The organism is Desulfatiglans anilini DSM 4660 (genome assembly GCF_000422285.1).
Classification (GTDB): Bacteria; Desulfobacterota; DSM-4660; order Desulfatiglandales; family Desulfatiglandaceae; genus Desulfatiglans; species Desulfatiglans anilini.
This window is the reverse complement of the sequence record NZ_AULM01000029.1, coordinates 15,384-33,295: the sequence shown is the minus strand read 5'-3', so window position 1 is coordinate 33,295 and position 17,912 is coordinate 15,384. Positions and strand designations below refer to the sequence as shown.

At 58.8% G+C, this 17,912-nt stretch carries 15 protein-coding genes and 1 tRNA gene; 13 read left to right on the top strand and 3 right to left on the bottom strand.

The genetic code is table 11. From position 1 onward, the window contains the following. Positions 1-61 precede the first annotated feature (61 nt). The 6 genes from H567_RS0116340 to H567_RS0116315 all read left to right on the top strand — a co-directional run bounded on the left by H567_RS0116340 (position 62) and on the right by H567_RS0116315 (position 8,097). Positions 62-1,327: a multicopper oxidase domain-containing protein gene (locus tag H567_RS0116340; RefSeq protein ID WP_051185038.1), complete on the top strand. Its 1,266-nt coding sequence runs from the start codon at positions 62-64 to the stop codon at positions 1,325-1,327. Between the two features lie 20 nt (positions 1,328-1,347). Continuing rightward, on the top strand, positions 1,348-2,676 hold the full coding sequence (locus tag H567_RS0116335) for a multicopper oxidase domain-containing protein (RefSeq protein ID WP_035254805.1): 1,329 nt from the start codon (positions 1,348-1,350) through the stop codon (positions 2,674-2,676). Positions 2,677-2,692: 16 nt separating this feature from the next. After that, positions 2,693-4,198 (top strand): Ig-like domain-containing protein, encoded by a 1,506-nt coding sequence (locus H567_RS25455; RefSeq protein WP_035254804.1) that lies wholly within the window; start codon positions 2,693-2,695, stop codon positions 4,196-4,198. 165 nt (positions 4,199-4,363) lie between these two features. Next, positions 4,364-4,840 (top strand): hypothetical protein, encoded by a 477-nt coding sequence (locus H567_RS0116325; protein WP_028322215.1) that lies wholly within the window; start codon positions 4,364-4,366, stop codon positions 4,838-4,840. Between the two features lie 16 nt (positions 4,841-4,856). Next, the gene (locus H567_RS0116320) at positions 4,857-6,620 is read left to right on the top strand and encodes a S8 family serine peptidase (protein ID WP_028322214.1); all 1,764 of its coding nucleotides are present in this window, start codon (positions 4,857-4,859) and stop codon (positions 6,618-6,620) included. Positions 6,621-6,657: 37 nt separating this feature from the next. Next, positions 6,658-8,097, top strand: a complete 1,440-nt coding sequence (locus H567_RS0116315; protein ID WP_035254802.1) for a cytochrome-c peroxidase — start codon at positions 6,658-6,660, stop codon at positions 8,095-8,097. A 605-nt stretch (positions 8,098-8,702) separates the two neighbouring features. On the opposite strand, the gene H567_RS0116305 is transcribed toward H567_RS0116315, so the two are convergent. The 3 genes from H567_RS0116305 to H567_RS0116290 all read right to left on the bottom strand — a co-directional run bounded on the left by H567_RS0116305 (position 8,703) and on the right by H567_RS0116290 (position 10,210). Continuing rightward, a tRNA-Leu gene (locus tag H567_RS0116305) sits at positions 8,703-8,787 on the bottom strand. A gap of 407 nt (positions 8,788-9,194) precedes the next feature. Beyond that, entirely contained in the window at positions 9,195-9,293 is a 99-nt protein-coding gene (locus H567_RS30130; protein WP_244155492.1) for a DUF2080 family transposase-associated protein, read from the bottom strand. A 122-nt stretch (positions 9,294-9,415) separates the two neighbouring features. Beyond that, positions 9,416-10,210 (bottom strand): hypothetical protein, encoded by a 795-nt coding sequence (locus tag H567_RS0116290; protein WP_028322212.1) that lies wholly within the window; start codon positions 10,208-10,210, stop codon positions 9,416-9,418. Between the two features lie 342 nt (positions 10,211-10,552). Here H567_RS0116290 and H567_RS0116285 point away from each other — a divergent pair, with 342 nt between their 5' ends. The 7 genes from H567_RS0116285 (at position 10,553) to H567_RS0116245 (ending at position 17,880) form a co-directional block, all read left to right on the top strand. Next, positions 10,553-11,299, top strand: coding sequence for a hypothetical protein (locus tag H567_RS0116285; RefSeq protein ID WP_028322211.1), 747 nt, complete (start codon positions 10,553-10,555; stop codon positions 11,297-11,299). Next, positions 11,296-12,150 (top strand): hypothetical protein, encoded by an 855-nt coding sequence (locus H567_RS0116280; RefSeq protein WP_028322210.1) that lies wholly within the window; start codon positions 11,296-11,298, stop codon positions 12,148-12,150. Before H567_RS0116285 ends, H567_RS0116280 begins: the two co-directional genes overlap by 4 nt. A 322-nt stretch (positions 12,151-12,472) precedes the next feature. Continuing rightward, complete coding sequence (gene modA, locus H567_RS0116275; RefSeq protein WP_028322209.1) at positions 12,473-13,426, top strand: molybdate ABC transporter substrate-binding protein; 954 nt, start codon at positions 12,473-12,475, stop codon at positions 13,424-13,426. A gap of 339 nt (positions 13,427-13,765) precedes the next feature. Then, positions 13,766-14,566: an ABC transporter permease gene (locus tag H567_RS0116260; RefSeq protein ID WP_028322208.1), complete on the top strand. Its 801-nt coding sequence runs from the start codon at positions 13,766-13,768 to the stop codon at positions 14,564-14,566. Further along, positions 14,556-15,476, top strand: coding sequence for an ABC transporter permease subunit (locus H567_RS0116255; RefSeq protein WP_028322207.1), 921 nt, complete (start codon positions 14,556-14,558; stop codon positions 15,474-15,476). Before H567_RS0116260 ends, H567_RS0116255 begins: the two co-directional genes overlap by 11 nt. A 12-nt stretch (positions 15,477-15,488) precedes the next feature. Further along, positions 15,489-16,511, top strand: a complete 1,023-nt coding sequence (locus tag H567_RS25445; RefSeq protein WP_051185036.1) for an ABC transporter ATP-binding protein — start codon at positions 15,489-15,491, stop codon at positions 16,509-16,511. Positions 16,512-16,560: 49 nt separating this feature from the next. Next, on the top strand, positions 16,561-17,880 hold the full coding sequence (locus H567_RS0116245) for an alginate export family protein (protein WP_028322206.1): 1,320 nt from the start codon (positions 16,561-16,563) through the stop codon (positions 17,878-17,880). The last annotated feature ends 32 nt before the right edge of the window (positions 17,881-17,912 follow it).

Below are 17,912 nucleotides of genomic sequence, written 5' to 3'. Positions count from 1 at the left end.
ACCCGCTCTGCCTTCCGGGGATCGCCCCGGCAGGCAGAGATCCAATGAAAGGAGAAACGAGATGAAGCAGCTTTCAAGATATGCGGCTCTGCTTGCCATGGCCTTTCTGCTGCTTGGCGGGTCGGTGCCTGCGATGGCCCAGATCCTTGTCCAATGCCCCGGTGACCTGAACGGGGACAGCATACCGGACCCGTTCCTGCTTCTGCCGAACGGGAAGCCCAGCAACAAACCGAACCCGGAGTATGACCCGGGCGTCAAGTGCATGCACCTTTCAGCCGGAGACGGGTACATCTCCATGGCCGACGGAAGGTCGATGTACATGTTCGGCTTCGGCGACGTGACGGGCATCCCCGAAGACAGGGTGATGGAGGAAGGGATGATGTCGGCCGCTTTCCCCGCCCCCACCATCGTGCTCGATGAAGGGGACCGGTTTTACCTGAACCTCACCAACGTCGGGATGATGATGCGCCCCGACCTCTTCGACCCCCACACGGTCCACTGGCACGGTTTCCCGCAGGCCTCCTCCGTCTTTGACGGGGTGCCGGATGCCTCCATCTCGATCAACATGGGGGCGACCCTCACCTATTTCTACCACGTGGTGGAGCCCGGCACCTACATGTACCACTGCCACGTGGAGGCCACCGAGCACATGCAGATGGGTATGCTCGGAAACCTGTACGTCAGACCGGCCCAAAATCGGCTGCCCGCCGGGCAGGACCTGAACGGCTTCATCCACCAGGCGGGATATACATACGCCTACAACGACGGGGATGGCTCCACCTACTACGACGTCGAGTACCCGATCCAGATCGGGTCCTTCGATTCGGCGTTCCACGATGCAAGCGAATCGGTCAACCCCCTGCCCTTCGCCCTCATGAGGGACGATTATCCCATGCTGAACGGCCGGGGATACCCTGACACGATCGTGCCGGGTTCGCTGACGCCGCCCATGGAGAACATGGGAAGGGTCTCCCAGCCCGTCAGCAGCCTGATCGAGGCAAGCCAGGGCCAGAAGATCCTGCTGCGCGTCTCCAATCTGAACGTGACCCGGTTTTACACCCTCGCGAGCCTGGGCATCCCGATGAAGGTGGTCGGGTATAACGCCCGGCTCCTGAGAGGGCCGAGCCCCGACGGGATCACCCCCGGGAAGGACCTCTACTACACGACCCACTCGGTCACACTGGGCGGCGGGGAGGCCCTGGACGTCATCCTCGACACGGCGGATGTGGATCCGGGAACCTATTTCCTTTACACGACCAATCTCAATTACCTCAGCAACGATGATGATCCCTTCGGCGGCATGATGACCGAAATCCGGATCCAATAAGAATGGAAGGAGGAGTAGCCATGAGACTACGATCCATACACGCGGCGAAGCTGCCCATGGTGCTTTCGGTTGCCCTGTGCCTGATCTTGTGGGGCGGCCCGGCCTGGGCCATGATCGACGGCATCCCGGGGCCCAGCTTCAGCCTGACCGCAAAAGCGGATCACATCAGCACACCGGACGGGGGGAGCGTCTATTTCTGGGGTTATGCGGACGGGGATGGGCGGGCCCAGTATCCCGGACCGACCTTCATCGTCAACCAGGGGGACGAGGTGACGGTGACCCTGACGAACCAACTGCCTTACGGGCAGAATGCATCCATTCTGTTCCCGGGGCACGTCGTGTCAACGCAGGGCGGCACTGCCGGCCTTATCACCGACGAGGCGCCGCCGGGGGGCACAGTGGAATACACCTTCACCGCCACCCACGCGGGGACCTACCTCTACCACAGCGGCACCCACCCGGAACTCCAGGTGGAGATGGGGCTCCTGGGGGCGATCATCGTGAGGCCCACCGGCTTCGATGCCTCCCATCCCACGGCGTACGGGCACCCGGATTCGATGTACGATCAGGAGTACCTTTTCCTCCTGAGCGAGATGGACCCGCGGCTTCACCAGCTGGTCGAGTTCCAGGGGCCGGCCGCCCTCGAGGACACCAACTACCTCTCGGATTACTTTCCGAACTACTGGTTCATCAACGGCCGGTGCGCCCCCGACACCATGCTGATGCCCGGTGTGGATTGGCTGCCGACCCAGCCCTATGACAGCATGCCCATGATGCAGCCGGGGCAGAGGCTGCTGCTGAGGATCATCGGCGCGGGAAGGGATCTGCACCCCTTCCACCACCACGGCAACCACTCCAGGGTGATCGCGCGCAACGGGAGGCTGCTGCAAAGTGAGGCCGGGGCCGGAGCGGACCTGAGCTATGAGGTGTTCACCTTGCAGTCGGTGCCGGGCGAGACGGCCGATGCCATCTTCGGATGGACGGGCAAGGGAATGGGCTGGGATATCTATGGAGATCCCAACGACCCCGACTACGCGCACATGTGCATGGACATGGACGGTGACGGATTCGACGACAACACCTGGGAGTGGTGCGCCGACCACGGAAAACCCTTTCCCGTCGCCCTTCCTCAGGATCTGGATCTCACCTTCGGCGGCTTCTGGAGTGGTTCGCCCTTCCTAGGCCGGATGGAGGCCCTCCCCCCCGGTGAAGGAGGCCTCAACCCTTACGGCGGATTCGTCTACATGTGGCACTCTCACACCGAAAAAGAGATGGTCAACTACGACATTTTCCCGGGCGGCATGATGACGATGCTGATCGTCAATCCCCCCGGCGCCCCCATGCACTAGGAAAGGAGGGACGAACATGAAGCTCACCAGACCAAGGAACAAACCAGGATGGCTTGCATCGATCCTTCTCGCCGTCCTCCTGATGGCTGCGCCCTCCTTCGCCGCGGAGTACAACCTGACGGCGGATGCCACAACGCTCACCATGCCCGATAGCACGGTCATTACCGTGTGGGGGTTTGCCGACGCGGATGCGGGGGGAGTGGTGACGGTGCCGGGTCCGATGCTGGAGGTCCTTCCGGGGGATACCACCCTCACCATCCACTTGACGAATAACCTTCCAGTACCGGTTTCGATCGTGATCCCGGGCCAGGCCTCGGCGCTTTCGCCGGTGGTCGACGGCGGCAGGGTCACCTCCTTTACCGGCACCGTCGCGGCTGGCGATACAGGCTCCTACACCTGGACCGGTATGCGGCCCGGCACGTATATCTACCACAGCGGCGCCGACCCGGCCCTGCAGGTGCACATGGGGCTCTACGGCGGGGTCAAGGTGGTGCCGGCTTTAGGAGAGGCCTACCCTGGAGTCCCGTATGACGCAGAGCTGGTCCTCTTTTACAGCGAGATCGATCCGGCTCTTCACGACCCGGCTCCCCTCCAGGCCCAGCCCTTGAGGTACGACCCGGCCTATTTTCTGGTCAACGGCCAGCCCTATCCGGACACTCCTGCCCTGAATACGGTGAGCGCGAATCAGCGGGTCCTGATCCGCCTCCTCAACGCAGGGCTCAAGAACCATGTCCCCGCGCTTCAGAACGGGTGGTGGACGGTCGTCGCCGAGGACGGAAACCCCTACCCTTACCCGAGGGAGCAGTACTCCGCGCTCCTGCCGGCCATGAAGACCCTGGACGTGATCTGGGTGCCTGAAGCCGCCGAAACCTACGCCGTTTACGACCGGATGCACCATCTCACCAATGCCGGTGTGAGCGGCGGGGGGATGCTGGTGAATCTCACAGTCGGATGGGGCTCCACCCCCGCCGTGAACATCCTTTCGCCGCTCGACGGGGCTTCGTTCGTCTTGGGCGAGACGGTGGCCTTTAGCGGGACCGCAATGGATGCGGAGGACGGCGACCTCTCCGGGACGCTTTCCTGGACCTCGAGCATCGACGGAAACATCGGCACCGGCGGCTCCTTCTCGACCTCGGCGCTTGCCCCAGGCATGCACATGATTACGGCCTCCGTGACGGACAGCGGGGGCCTGCCGGGCTCCGCGACGATCATGCTGACCATCGAGGATGTCAACGATCCTCCCGTGGCGGTGGACGACTACGCCACCACGACCCGAAACACCACCGCGTTCGTCTACCTGACGGAGAACGACTACGATCCCGACGGCGCCATCGATCCGGATTCGATCGTCATCGTCACGCAGCCGACCAGGGGAGGCACCGTGGAGGTGGTGTCCAACGGCGTGGTTTTTACCCCCAGGAAGAACTTCCTGGGCACGGATGTCTTCTCCTACACGGTCAGAGACGACGACGGTGCGACTTCCAATACCGCGACCGTACGGGTCAATGTCGTGAGAAACTGAGGCGGCGGAGCGTCGACCCTTTTCTCCTGAAGAGCGGAAGAGGGCCGACGCCTCCCGCAGCTGCCAGTGCACTCCGGCACCATCGCCGGTCCCCGCACCCGAAACGGCAGCGGACCGGCGGAAATGGCCCGGATCGTTTGAAGAGACGAAAGGGGAATTCGATTCATGACTCTATCACGGCTGCACAGATGGCTGCTTCTGTTCGCTTCGGCATCGATGCTGCTGGCCGCCGGGGCCTGCTCGGAGAAAATCTCTACCCCCGCGCTGGAGGAGGCCTCCCCTAGCGGTGAGTCCGGGGCCATGCAGATGGATCTAGCTCAAAACTGGGGCATCGAGATCGTCGGGATCTGGATGAGCGCCCGGGGACATATGGTTGACTTTCGGTACCGGGTGGTGGATCCGGTCAAGGCCGCTCCGTTGTTCGATAGGAATGTGAAGCCCTATCTCGTGGATCAGGAAACCGGCAAGGTGCTTGGCGTTCCGATGACCGCAAAGGTCGGCCCTCTGCAGGGCACGTCCAACGAGCCTCAGGAAGGGCGGATTTACTGGATGTTCTTCGGGAATCCGGGGCTCGTCAAGTCGGGGAGCGAGGTGACGGTGGTGATCGGCGACCTCGAGGTGAAAAACTTGATTGTGCAATAATCATAAGGAGAAAGCGATGGGCCTTTTAAAACCGGTAAACATGGTGGGATCCGCCATCCTGGCAGCGGGTCTGCTCCTGTTGTGCGCTCTGCCTGCCAGGGCCGGGGTGATCGGGGCGGAGCTCGAAGCGCTTCTCCCTTCGCTCGGTCCTCAGGAAGAGGTGGCTGTGATCGTGACCATGCTGGACAAGGTTGAGTTGCCTGCCTTCTCGGGCAAGGACAGGGGCCTCAGGAGGAGGAACCTCATTCAATCCCTCAAAAACAAGGCGGATGAGACCCAGGCGCCCGTGAAAGCGCTCGCCCGGGCGGGAGGTGCAAAGGGGCTCAGGCCGCTCTGGATCGTCAATGGGCTGGCGCTGACGGCGCGGCCCGCGCTGATTCGCGCACTGGCCAGACGGCCGGACGTGGAACGGGTGGAACTGGACAAACACTTCGAGGCGCCCGTCTCGACCGCCGATGTCCCCGCCGGCCCCGAATGGAACATCGCCCGGATCGGGGCCCCGGAACTCTGGAGCCTGGGCTACACCGGCGCAGGGGTTGTGGTGGCTGCCATGGACACAGGGGTGGACGTCAACCACCCGGACCTCGCCGATCGCTGGCGTGGGGGTGCCAACAGCTGGTTCGACCCGTACGGTGAGCACCTGACCCCCTATGACAGGGATGGGCACGGCACCCAGGTCATGGGCATCATGGTCGGTGGGTCGAACGGGGGCACGGCCGTCGGGGTGGCACCCGATGCGCAGTGGATTGCCGTCAAGGTCTTCAACGACCTTGGTGCTGCCTCTTACAGCGCCGTGCACCTGGGATTTCAATGGCTCCTGGATCCGGACGGAGACCCATGGACGGACGATGCGCCTGATGTGGTGAACAATTCCTGGGGGTTCGACCAGGAGGCCGATCGCTGTGTCACAGAATTCCGGGAGGATGTCCAGATCCTCAAGGCCGCCGAAATCGCCGTGGTTTTTTCAGCAGGAAACGGCGGACCCTCCGATTACACCAGCGTCAGCCCGGCGAATTATCCTGAAGGTTTCGCAGCGGGCGCCGTGGACGCATCCGACAGCATCGATCTCTACAGCAGCCGCGGCCCGTCCGCATGCGATGGAAGCATCTACCCGGAGGTGACTGCGCCGGGAGTGAGCATCAGGACCACCGACCTCACCTTCGGCGGCGTGATCCCGGATTCCTACGCGTATGTTTCGGGCACCTCCTTCGCTTCGCCCCATGTGGCCGGGGCCATGGCGCTCCTCCTGAGCGGCATCCCAGGGTTGACGGTTGCCGAACTCGAAGGCGCCCTGAAAGAATCGGCTCTTGACCTTGGATTCGCAGGGCCTGACAACGTCTACGGTTACGGTCTCTTAGACGTCCTAGAGGCGTTTTATCTGTTGGACTCGCCCTTCTCCTGCACGGATGCCGACGGAGACGGCTATTACGCCGAGGCGGATTGCGGGACGGCCTCGGACTGCAATGACCTGGATCCCTCCATCCATCCCGGTGCGTCCGAGATCAAGCACGACGGGCTCGACCAGGACTGCAACGGCTGGGACCTGACCATCGAGGTGCTCGAAGCGGTGTACGTGCGCAAGAAAGACTCCCTCGTCGTGGAGGCGACAAGTGCCCTGGGAAGCGATGCATCCCTGGAAGTCGGGGGCTACGGCCCCATGAAGTGGAACCGCAAGAGTTCCAGTTGGACCCTTTCCCTCAACAGGGTCGGAGGAAACCCGGGGGAGATCTCCGTGTCGGGCAAAGAGGGATGGGAAATAACGACGGTTTCGGAAAAATAGGGTCGCATCCCACAGGGGATCGAGCAGGAGGGGAATCATGGAAAAGTCAATTGGTCGATTATTCATGGCGTTGGGTTTGGCATTCGGTTTGATGTTCAATGTGTGGCAGCCATTATCGCCGGCAGAGGCCGCACCTGATCCGCCAGCTCTCACCGATCTGGAACTGCTCGGCAAACACCTGTTTTTCGACACCAATCTTTCAACGCCGCCGGGGATGTCCTGCGCCACCTGCCATGATCCTAAGGTGGGCTGGACCGGGCCGAACTCGGAGATCAACGCGGCCGGCGCGGTCATGCCCGGGGTGATCCATACCCGGGCCGGAAACCGCAAACCCCCCTCCGCAGCCTACGCCGGGGAGAGTCCGGTTATGTATTATGATGAGGTAAAGGGTTTGATCTTCGGAGGCATGTTCTGGGATGGCCGGGCCACCGGCTGGACTCTAGGTGATCCTTTGCAGGAGCAGGCCCTGGGACCTTTCCTGAACCCGGTGGAAATGCATAATCCCAAGGAAATCAAGGTCGTCGTCATGGCGCTTCTCAGATCAGAGTATGCTGATCTGTTTGAGCAGGTCTACTGGGATGAGACCGGCGAAATGATTGATCACGGGAAACTGGATGTAGACGCTCTATACCAGGTGATAGGCAAGGCCATCGCAGCTTATGAACGCTCGGACGAAGTCAATCCCTTCGACTCCAGGTTCGATGAATTCTGGCGGGCGGCCACGGCGGCTGGGTTCAAGGTTGAAGACATCAAACAATCCAACTGGGCGGGCTATAAACCTTATGCTGACGGCATCTTGAACGATACCGAACTCTTCGGGCTGGCCGTTTTCAACGATCAAGCCAAGTGCTCGACCTGCCACGTTCTCACGCCCAGCGGCGCGGATGGAAATAAACCTCCGTTGTTCACGGACTTCAGCTATGACAACATAGGGATCCCGAAAAACCCCCTGAATCCCTTCTATACCCAACCCCGAAAGATCAACCCCGATGGAGAGCTTTGGGTGGATCAGGGTCTGGGCGGTTTTCTGGCCGCGACCACGGATACCGCCTCGGATGGTGAGACTTACGCGTCCAAGGCCCTGGGAAATTACGGCAAGCACAAGGTGCCGACGCTGCGCAATGTCGCCAAGCGGGTCAAGTGGAACGGTACGGAGTGGGTGGATGATCCGGAGTGTGTCAGGGCCTACGGCCACAACGGTTACTTCAAAAGCAACTTTCAAATCCAAGATGGCAGCTTCTCTTTCACGCAAATCCACCCTCTGCAGCACATCATGCACTTTTACAACACCCGGGACGTTCCTGGCCAAGGGTGGCCTCCCCCCATGCCCGTCAGGGTGCCCTGGCCGGACCCGGAAGTTGCAGCGAATATGAATACCACCGAGCTTGGCAACCTGGGCTTAAACCCATCATTGGGCCAGCCGGTCCTGCAATTTCTGTCCACCTTGTCGGACACATCAACCCCGACGCCCCCCTGAGGGCTGTGCGCAAGCCGGCGGCAATGCAGTTCATGGGCGCTGAATGGGCGGAGGGACTGAGGGCTTTGATCCTTTTTCCCTCCGCTGGATTTCAAATGCTCAGCACAAGTTTGCCAAAAATTCCAGACTGGGGGTTATTTTGGCCCTGAAATCAGCCTATCTTCAGGAATAAGCATTAGATTTTTCAGCAGGAATGTGTCAATGAAAATGAGATACGCCATGCCGTAAATACCTGTACCCCCCCATCGCTAGCCGACGTTTTCTTGATCCATACGGCGTAGGGTAAGGGGGGGGTAGGTAGAGGGTTGTGATAGAATGCCCTTGAACCGTTCGGGAAAGCGCTGGAAGGCTTCAAAGAGGACTTCTTGGCGTTGTTTCTGAATGGTTCGCGTTATCGATGCTACGGCTGTGATGCGCGGAAGCGGGGGAGACCTCGTCGGCGGGGTGTCGGCTCATCCGAGTTCGTCGGGGGGCTGGGTTCGATGGTATTTACCCTGATCCGTAAGCCCTAATTTTCCTGCTTGCAGTATGCGTATATATTTTCAGCCTCCGCCCGCACTTAAAAAGGACTCACGATTTTAGGCCGTAAGTCCTTGTTTTTACCATGGTGCGAGAGAGGGGACTCGAACCCCTACCGGTTTCCCGACTGGATCCTAAGTCCAGCGCGTCTGCCAGTTCCGCCACTCTCGCGCCTGTGGAAAATCCTTATGAGCGGCCTCAAAATAGACCATCCCTTCTTTGCGGTCAACTTTTTTCTTGGGGTCGGACCAAGATATGTTGCTGATTTATAAACATAAACTTCTAAAAAAGGCGCTCCTGGAAGGCTTAGAACAGGGTTTTTGGGGTCAAAAAGCACTGCCATCGGAGGAATTTGGCAGACTGCAAAAAGAGCCGCACAAGGGCGATTGAAGCGGAAGGGAAGGGAGGTTCCTAAAAGGAGAGGATCATGCAGGGAGGTAAAGGCCTCTGCCCTGGCGGGGGAGCCTAAAAACAGGGCCTGGAGTTGGTGAGAAGGGCGAAGACGGCGCCGAAAGCCTCGTCGCAGTCAGGGCTCGTCTGCTGGAGGAAAAGGGAAAAAAGCGGCGGAAGGGGGGGGATCACTCGATCCGAATAATTTTGACTCTCGAGCCTACCCAGTCCGGGGGGAGGTAAACGCGTCCACTGTTGCTGCTCTGCTTCACGCTCTTTTCCAACATCTCTTCCCCGTAGACCTCAAATTTGACCTTGGTTTTCGTCAGCGGCCTGTTTGGGAGCGATTCGCGCATGTTGACCTTTTTTGGGGCGTGCCTCTTCGAAACGTTGTCAGGGATTGGAGTGATCATGTTTCAAACTCTGTCCTTTGGTGAATTTCCAACCCTAAGTCCAAGAAAACACCCCGGTCGAAGCGGCACAACCGGGATTCGAGCATTTTCCTGTCCTTTGGTGAGGCGCTGCGCATCCATTGGTGCACGGAAGCCGCATCACTGAGTGAAGCGTTGGCGAGAAAGGCGATCAAGGAAGCGATTCGTATCTTGCGCATCCGGATGGATTCAAGGTAGTTTTCCGAAAAACAGCCGGCATCCTCCATCTGCTTATACAGATATGGCAGAAGCGCTTCCTTTTTGAGCTCGAGGATCGTTTCATTTTTCAGCCAGTCGATGACGTCGCTGGTGGAGCATCCACGCCGGCCAAACTGCTCGGTCAAGGCTTCGTGGCGGTGTTTGACGATCGGATAATCCTCGCCGCGAACGTGAACGTAGATGACACGCGGGTTCAGAAGCAGGTCGCCGACGAGCTGGAATTCACAGGCGTCGGCGTAGTTACCTGCGCACAGGAGGGCCAGTTCCGTCAACCGGGCGATGCTCAGCCAGTAGAGATCATCCTTGGTCAGGGCGCTCCTGTCGAGGGTCGCCAGCCGGTCCTCGAGGAACGGTTCGTTGAGTGCCGTGCAGTCCGAGGCGGACTCGAGTTCGCTGTTGAATTCCCGGATGAAAGCGGTGTGCTCCTGCCACGGAGTGGGGTCGGCAGGCTTTCGGGGTGTCAGGAAGACGAAGGCCGATTCCTGCAGATAGAGATGGAACAGCGGTCCGGTCTGGGCCTCCGGGCCCACGGGCGACGAATGATAACCTTGCATGATGGGGGTCCTCGGTTTCGAAAACGCAGAAAAACAGGTTGACAGATGTATCATGGCTGATATAAGTCTTTTCAGATATATGGTCAATACGAATGCCTGTCAAGAAAAATGTCCTTGCCGCAATGCTTTTACTGGGCGGAGGCTGGGCTTTCTCTGAGAATATGAGGGCCCGAGCCCTGGGAAGGTCGTCAGGAAAGATGCGGGGTGTCGGACGCCGGAGGCGGGCTGGCCGGCCGGAGTGCGCGGCTTGCCTATGCTGGGCGGCTCGCTGTATTGAATGGGTTATGAGCCCCGAACGACAGAGATGGGAAAGACGCTTTTTGGAGGGGTTGAAGCGGTCCAATGAAAACCTTCATTTTCCCGGGGTACGTCTCGATCTGGGTTGCTTACGCCGCGACGCTTCTAGCCGTCTGCCTAGGGTGGAATCGCCTTTCCAGATTCTTGTCCGTGGCGGGCGTCGCTTTGAATGGATGTGTGCTCGCTGTGATTACGGTGGTCTCCGGGGTCGCTCCGGTCTTCGAGATATTCAGCGGAATCCTCTTTGTAACGTTTTTTTTGGGGCTGCTGGGCGTCTTTCTCGCTGCTCCCGAAAGGGGCGGGCTGGGCGTCGGGATCTGGGTTTGGATCGAAATGGTGGTTCTCCTGGTGGTCACTCTGTTTTTTCCGAAAGAGCCACCCTCCTACAGGCTGCACCATGCGGATTGGTCGGTCGTCATGTTCCATGGCTTCCGGTGCCTGGCGTTGGCTTCCGCCTGTTTCGCCGCAGCCCACTTCTTCGTTTTCAGGTCGCGGCGCGGCGAGAGAAAAACCCTCAGGCCGGTGTTCAATCAGGGGCGTAACTTTCTTCTACTGAGTGCGCTTTTCTTCCTTTGTGCGGAATACGCTGGGATCCTATGGTGCCAGAACGGCTGGGGGGATTTCTGGCACTGGAGCACCGCGTTCTTCCAATCCACTATCATCCTTCTTCTGCTGATGGCTGCGTTTCATCCCCCCGGGAAGCCCCCCATGTCTAATGATATCCAAGCCCTCCTCGGCATGATGATCCCCATGGTTATGCTCACCGTCACGATCGTGAAGGCGCTGTCATGAAACGAACCTTCGAACTCCTCTCCTCGATGCAGTTCACAACGGTCATCCTCGCCGTGCTCGTTTTCTGGTTTGCATGGGGGATTCTTCTCGCTGAATCGCCCTTCTACGAAGGCGGGTTCAAGATCATGAACAGCGCACTCGTCCCTGTCTGGTTTTCAGGCGATAAGCAGCCGCCTTTGCTCCTGAAGGTCTGGTTCGTCGGGCTTTGCTCCGCGATGCTCATCCTCGCCGTGAACCTCGTCTTCTGTTCGTGGAACAAATTGATCCGGCTCATGAAGGGGAACGTTCTCCGTTCGAGGATGGTCATCCTGGTCATCCATGTGGTGTTCGGCCTGGTCGCGCTCGGGCATTTCGGCAGCTTCCTGCTCGGATACAGATATGAAAACATCCTGCTGAGAAAAGGTCAGTCTTTTTCGCTGCCGCAAGGCTACACGCTTGCTGTCAGGGAGATCCATTTCAAAGACGACATGAAGCTCCTGAACCAGAGCCCGAATGAACATGTCCCGCTCGCTGTGCTTTCACAAGGCAATTTCTCCGAGGTGGCCTTCTTGCGGAACGGAGAAACAGAGGCACAGGGCAGGGCCTATTTCATGAAACCCTTTGTCTGGAAAGACATCCAGGTGACCTTGAAGCGGTTTACACCGCCAAAGGAGAAGAAAGGGCCGGAGTTCGTGCCCCGGACGCCCAGCGTCCGGCTGATTGTCAGCAGAAACCCGGTCAAGGGGCTGGTGCTTTTCCTCTTCCCCGTGATGATTGCCGGAATTGCTCTTTACCTGATGATGACGTGGCGTTCAGGGGGCGGTGGCAACAACAAAGCCCCGTGGCAAGAGCCTGGAGGCCATGGAATGTAAACAAAGGACACCGCCACGAAAGCTCGCTTCTTTTTTGACCTGCCTTCGAGCCGGGTTTGGGACGCCGGATGATATCCCTCCGGCCACGTCGGCGGCATAGACCTCCTGCCCAACGGACCCACCTTTGCCACCCTTCCGGCGCGCATGGATTTCAAGCGCGAGCTACACGCTGAAGGCCGCTTTTCAGGCTGTTTGCGTCATGGCCTCAATGGATGACGTCCGGCAATGGCGCCGCATGTCCAACCCGCCCGCCCTTCGGGGCGGCTAAACAAGGTCTGCGCCTCGGTGGCGCAGTTTGATCATTCAGCGAAAGGAGTGCGAGATGAACGTGATCAAGAATTGGGCGATTTTTTGCTTTGTTGGTGTGCTTTTCCTATTTTCCAATGCATACGCGGAGGATAAAGAACTGCTTTTCCATGCCGGTTTGGGGCAGAGGGGCGCCCTGAATGAAATCAAGGAGATTTTCGAAGAGCAGAACCCGTCCATCCACGTCAATTTTTCCTATAAGGGGTCCGGCTACTTTATCGCGGATATCACCCGCTCAAAGCAAGGGGACCTCTTCATGCCAGGCGAGGAGTTCTATCTGCTCCAGGCGGTGGAACGGGGGTTTGTGACCGACTATCATCCTGAGACGGACATCCCTGCCTATTTTGTGACCGTGATCATCACGCCTGCCGGAAACCCCAAAAACATCACTTGTATAGAGGATTTCGCCAAACCCGGTATAAAAGTGGGGCTCGGCAACCCGCGCTCCTGCGCCATCGGAATCTGGCATCAAAAGACCTTCGAAAAGGCGGGCATCTGGGACAAGGTCAAGGAGAATGCCACCCTGAGCGCCAAGTGCATCCCCGAACTGGGGAATGCGGCGCAGCACCGGGCGATCGACTGCACGATCGTCTGGGCGACGACGGCGGTGCTTTACCTGAGGGATGCGGAGATCATCCCGATCGAACACCAATACCGGGGGATTGTCCGGCTGCCGATCGGCATCCTGAAATTCGCCCGGTACGAAGAAGACGCGCGAAAACTGATGGATTTCATCCTTTCGAGCGAGGGCCGGGCCGTCTTCCACCGGCATGCCTATGCTATCAACCCTGTGATCCCGGTGGACGAGCAGGGCTTCTGCCTGGATGGGACGACCGATCAGGACATGCAATATCTGGTCAACGCCGCCAAGGCCGTCAAGGATGATTCGTTCCCGGTCAATGAGGAAACGGTAGGCGATCTGACCAGTGAGGTCTTACGGCAGAAGAAGACGAAGCGGGCTGGAGATTAGCTCGTTTCCATCCGGAAATGGTCTTTTTGGCCAATCTCGGCGTCAATCTGCATGTTTGCTTGTGCGGCGACCACCAGGTCGCCTCAGCGCAAACGCTTGATTTCATTGATATTGGCCAAAAATCCTCATTTCCGGTTTGGAAACTGGGTTCTACCGGGAAATCATTTCCGGATGGATAGCTTATTTCCGAATGGGAAACCGGGTTGTGCCGGGAAATCATTTGTGTATGGACACCTGGCCCGTTTCCATCCACAAAACGGTTTTTCGAACCGATCCGTCGATCCTGCTATTCCGGATCTTCAGAAAGGACCCGGAGCTTCCAAACAGGGAGGAATCAGCATGACTCTGACGTCTCGCGGGGGATGGTGGCCGGCCTTGTGCACCACAACGGTTGGCGCGGTCCTGGCGGTCTATGTTTTGCTCGTGGCGAGCAACTGGATTTACCTCGGCTGGCACGACACCCTCTATTTTTTCTCGAAATCCCGGATGTGGGAGCGCTTCTGGCTGACGGTCTGGACGGCGACGGTTTCCACTTCCTTCTCTCTGATCATCGGGATACCGGCGGGATACGCCCTTTCGAGGTTCCGATTTCCGTGCCGGCATCTGTTCGCTACGATCATCGACTTGCCGATCGTGGTTTCCCCGGCGGTGGTCGGTGCATTCCTATTCGGCATTACGACCCGCTTCCCGTTCGACTGGATCAGTGAACATTACACCATCTACATCGGCCGGAACGTATACGGCGTGCTCCTGGTCCAGTTTACGGTGACCGCCGCCTTTTGCGCCCGGCTCATGAAGGCGACCTTCGACATGATTCCCGTCAAATTCGAGATGGTTTCCAACAGCTTGGGGGCATCGCCCGCACGGACCTTTTTCAAGGTCATTCTCCCGATGGCGAAGAACGGCATCATCGCCAGCATGATCGTCGTCTGGGCAAGGGCCGCCGCCGAATGGGAGGGGTTGATGCTCTTTGTCGGGGCGACCGAGGGAAAGACGGATATCATGCCTTTCGCCATTTACCTGGACTGGAACGGAGGAATGATGGGATGGGTCACCTCGATGAGCATCGTCTGCATCCTGATGGCGGTTTCCGCAATATCGGCGATGAAATGGATAGGAGGGAGGAGCAATGTCTGGTAAAAGGCGCAGCCGCAGCCTGTTCAACCTGTTTTTCACCTGTTTTGCCGGCCTGCTGTTCTTCTATTCCGCCTACCTGTTCCTGAGCAACCTGGATCAGCTCTTCGTGGATCAGGCAGCCGTGGAAACCCGTGAAATCATCGAGGTATGGGGCGAGGACCGGGAGATTATGAACGAGTTCGGAGGCGGATTCTGGAAGGATGCCTATTTCTGGAAGTCGCTCAATCTGACCTTCGCGATCACGGTCCTTACGACCTTCATCGCGGCCGTGCTGGGCATCCCCGCAGCCTATGGGCTTTCCCGGTACAAGATCCCCGGCAAATCCTTCATCGATGTCCTTTTCTCTTCCCTGATGGTGATGCCCGGTTCTGTCATCGGCATCTGCCTGATCGTGATGTTCAACTACGGCCCCTTGTGGAAATTGCAGCAGGCCCTGGGCTTCAAGTTCGCCCACAGCATCTTTCCGGGCATGGTCATCGCGTCGCTGGTGCTCTCTTTCGCGTTCGGAATGAGCGCCTGGAAGGCCGCCTTCGACAGCGTCAATCCGCGCTTCGAGCAGATCGCCCGGTCGCTCGGCAGCAACCGCTACCGCGCCTTTCGCACGGTGACCCTGCCTCTGGCCAAAAGCGGGATCGTCGCCGGGATCATCCTGGCGTGGACCCGGGCAATGGCGGAGTTCAGCGCGGTCCTCTTCTTCTGCGGGACCTTTCGGGAACTGCCTCCGTCGCGGTTTTCGGACCTGACCAAAATGCTGCAGATGGATCAGGCCGACTGGGTCTCGGTGGCCGTCTGGGCCCAGGTGGAGTTCGGCAATGTGGAATACGGTTTTGCTCTGGCCTTTGTTCTGGTGCTCGTGGGGGGGATTTCGGTCTACGCCATGCACCGCATCGGGGCAAAGGGCTATGTGTGGTAAGGAGATCAAATCATGCTTGAAGTCAAAAAGCTCGGTGGAAATCTGGGGGGGTTCACGCTCCACGATATCGATCTGAAGGTGCCGAAAGGGGAGTATTTTTCGATCCTCGGCTCGACCGGCGCCGGCAAGACGGTCCTGATCGAGTATATCGCGGGGATTTACAAGCCGGATAACGGCAGCATCCTGGTGGGTGGGGAGGACGTGACACCCCTCTATCCAGAGGAGCGGAACATCGGGTATGTCCCGCAGGACTATGCCCTGTTCCCCAATCTGACGGTCGAAAAGAACATCGCGTACGGCCTGGAGGCGAGGAGGATGCCTGTGGATCAGATCTCCCAGGTCGTTTCGCAGATGATCTCACTGCTCCGGATCGAGTATATCCGTCATCGCATGCCCCTCAACCTGAGCGGCGGCGAGAAGCAGCGGGTCGCCCTGGGGCGTGCGCTGGCGACCAGTCCGAGGCTGCTCCTCCTGGATGAGCCCCTGAGCGCATTGGATGAAAATCTGAGGGGAGAGATGGCGAGGGAGTTGAGGCAGATCCAGCGCGAGGTGAATGCGACCTTTATCCATGTCTGCCACAACTTCGAAGAGGCCGCCGATGTCTCCGACCGCGTCGCCATCATGGACGGTGGACGAATAGTCCAAATCGGCACGCTGAAGGAGATCATGGCCAGTCCGAAGAATGCCTTCGTGGCGAGGTTTGTAAAATCGCAAAACATCTTCCCGGCTGAGAGCGACGGATCGGAGATCCGGATCGGCGAGCATTGCTTTAGGAAGAAAAACCCGTTCAAGGGAAAGGTCATCGCCGTGATCAGGCCGGAGCACATCGAGGTTCTGGAAAATGAAAACGGCAACGAAAAACAAGGCTCTGTCGTGACGGTCATCCGCACGCTCGAAAAACCCTATTTCAACGAGATCACGGTCGATGGCGCCATGCCATTGGTCATCCACACATCGACCGATCGGGTATCCCATACCGGAGATCGCATCAGGATACATATTCCGCCGGAACATATTGTGGTGATGAATGATTGAGAAACGTAAGAAAGGGGAGATTATGCCGTCGAGACACGCAAGAGTTTTCATGATTTTTCTGGTGCTTCTGTTTTTCGGACCCTTGATGGTGCAATCCGAGGCGAAGGCCGATTGGCTGGACGATCGGTTGAAGGGGATCGAACTCGGCCCCGGCAGGCTCGATTTGAGCGCCAATGTCCGTTTCCGGTACGAGTATATGGACCAGTTCAACATCCAGACCTACGGGACGGGCCGGGACGACGAGGTTTTGCTGACGCGTGTACGGGTCAACCTGGGGTACACGCTGCCGCAGAAGATAAACTTTTTCGTGCAGTTTCAGGACGCGCGCTTCTTTCTCTCCGACCTCGACAAGGATGATTTCGGGCGGAGCTGTCCCTATCTGAATGAGCTGGACCTTCGGCAGGCCTTCGTGGAATGGCGGGAGATAGGGACATCCCCCTTGGGTTTCAAGGTGGGAAGGCAGGCTATCAAGTACGGAGACAACCGGATCTTCGGTCCCGGAGACTGGGGCAACGTCGGCCGCTACACGTGGGATGCCGGAAAGCTGCTGTGGCAGAGCAAGAGTGTGGATGTCGATATCTTTGCCGGGGAGCGCATCTTCTACCTCAAAGACGAATTCGATGACGAACACTATCCCTACAAGGCGTACGCAGCCTACGCACAGATCAAGGCGGTCCCGGGGAACAAACTCGACCTCTTCTACGTCGTCAAACACGATTCGGATGAGACCACCAAGGGCGAATCCGGGCTCGGAGACCTGCTGGTCCAGACCGTGGGTTTTTATGCCAAGGGGAAGTGGAATCGGCTGGACTACGCCTCAACCTTCGCCTACCAGTTCGGGGATTATGGCCGGGACAGCGTCCGCGCCTTCGGTTTCAACGTCGAGGGCGGGTACACCTTCCCGGCGCCTTGGAAGCCGCGTCTCGCCGCCGCGGTCAGCTACGCCTCCGGAGACGATGACCCCAAGGACGGGAGACACGGGACGTTCGACGGGGTGTTCGGCGCCATCGATCTGTACTACGGGCGCATGAACCTGTTTTCCTGGATGAACCTGGTGGACCTCCAGGTCGGCGTGGGGGTGAAACCGGCCGAGAAGATGAAACTGTCCCTCGATTATCACCACTTCCGCCTGGCGGAGGATCGGGATGCCTGGTACTACTGCACCGGAAAAAAGATGCGGTGGGACCCGACCGGCTCCTCCGGCTCGGAACTGGGAGAAGAGATCGATCTGATCTGGAAGTATCAGGTGTGCCCTCGCATCGGGCTGATGGCGGGATGCGCAGGATTTTACCCGGGCGAGTTCGTCGAAAAGACCGGCAGCCATGAGGATGCCTATTGGGCCTTCGGCCAGATCGAAATCAAGATCTGATCCGGGGGCGCAGGACGATCCGCCATCCTGGA